Origin of the sequence: Roseomonas acroporae (genome assembly GCF_023223525.1) — a bacterium.
GTDB lineage: Bacteria > Pseudomonadota > Alphaproteobacteria > Acetobacterales > Acetobacteraceae > Roseomonas_E > Roseomonas_E acroporae.
In genome coordinates, this window is sequence record NZ_JALPRX010000079.1 from 1 (window position 1) to 1565 (window position 1565).

At 77.3% G+C, this 1565-nt stretch carries 2 protein-coding genes; both read right to left on the reverse strand.

All coding sequences use genetic code 11. The annotated features are described in order from the left end of the window. Positions 1-335 precede the first annotated feature (335 nt). Positions 336-1154, reverse strand: coding sequence for a nucleotidyltransferase domain-containing protein (locus M0638_RS18185; RefSeq protein WP_248668427.1), 819 nt, complete (start codon positions 1152-1154; stop codon positions 336-338). A gap of 79 nt (positions 1155-1233) precedes the next feature. Beyond that, a complete protein-coding gene (locus M0638_RS18190) occupies positions 1234-1464 on the reverse strand; it encodes a hypothetical protein (protein WP_248668428.1) in 231 nt (76 codons plus the stop codon). Positions 1465-1565 lie beyond the last annotated feature (101 nt).

The following is a 1565-nucleotide window of genomic DNA, read 5'->3' on the forward strand; positions in this document are numbered from 1 at the left end:
ACGCGGCGCCGCCGCCCCTCTCGCGGGTGGCGGCACCCGCCCCTCCGGGGCGGCCGTACCCGCCGGGCCCGACGAGCGTCAGGCATGGCGGCGGAGGCGGCGCCCGCGATCGCGGGCGCCGCGGATCGTCCTCGTCGGCCCCGGGCCGAGGCGGCGATCCGGCCGGCCCGCACCATCGCCGGGCCGGCAGCCGCCGGCGGACTCCCCGACCGGCGCCGGGATTGCCGGGCGGCGCTGCGGCGGATGGTCGCGGCGCCGGCGCGGCGGGGAAAGGCGGTCCATCGGCGGGTGACGGGGCCGGAGCGGCGGGAAAACCGGACGCGGCCCCGGGACCTTCATGTCCGGCAGAGATCGGCCAATGCGGCCGCCCGACGCAGCATGTCGTCAGCCGCGGCCAGGACGCGGTCGGACACCACCAGGGGCGGCGCCAGCGCCGCCGTCTCCGCCGCCCGAGCCAACTCCCCGGCGATCAGCGCATCCAGCGCCGGCAGCGGCTCGCCCGTGCCGATCTCCGAGGCCCGCGCCTTCGCCGCCAGCAGGGCATCCAGCGCCGCCGCCTCGTCCGGCGCGAGGGTGACGCCCCCGAGCAGCGCCGGCACGTCCATCGGCGGCATGCCCGCCGGGTGGGTCCGCAGCCAGCGCAGCGCCAGCGCGGGGCGGATGGCGTAGAGGTACTTCTTCAGGTTCACCGGCCGCCGCCCGAGCCATTGCCCGTGCACGCGCCGCGCCAGGGCGGCGTAGTGGTGCCCCGCCGCGCGGCGCGCCGGCACCCGGTCGGCCAGGGCCCGCAGTTCCGCCACCCAGTCCGGGCGGCCCGCATAGACGATGGGCGAGGCCAGCCATTCGCGCACGGCGCAATTGCCGCCGAGCAGCAGGCCGAGCGTCTTGCGCAGGTCCCAGCCCGAGACGTCGAGGTCGCCCGGCAGCGGCCGCTCGATCACGTCGCGCCCGGGCCGCAGCCGCAGGTGCCACTCGGTGCGGCGGGCATAGAGGAAGCGCACGTCCCAGTCGCTGTCCGGGCTGGCGAAGCCCCAGGCGCGGCTGCCGCTCTCGACCGCGAGCAGGATGGCGACCCGCTCCTCGGCCGCGATGGCGCCGAGCGCGGCGGTGATGGCGGCGCGCACGGAGGCCTCGACGGGCGGGGATGTCGTCACGGCACGCTCCTCGGGCGGACTGGCAGGCCACTCCGGCAACTCACCTTGGCAACTCACCCTGGCAGGCTGCTCTGGCGAGTTACTTGCGCATCGGGCGGGGATCGCCGTGGCCGAGCCACCGCTTGCCGTCCTTCGCCATGGACCAGGTGTCGCTGACGTCGCGCAGCCCGGGCAGCACCGCGTCGGGATCGGCGACGTCGTCCTGCCGCAGCGCGCGCCGCACCGCCCGGTTGGCCCGGCGCTTGTCGGCCTTCTCGCTGTCGGCCGAGGTGATGCCCGTGATGGGCGTGCGGCGCCGGGATCGGGACATGACGGCCTCGTGGCGAGGGATACTAGGCCGGCGTTCTGCCGCCGGCACAAGCGGTGGGGCGGGCCGGCGCCCGCCCCGTTGCCGGTCAGCTCACCGTCACG

Coding starts and splice junctions, on each gene's coding strand:
- M0638_RS18190 (WP_248668428.1), bottom strand. CDS start 1,464: ATGTCCCGATCCCGGCGCCGCACGCCCATCACGGGCATCACCTCGGCC.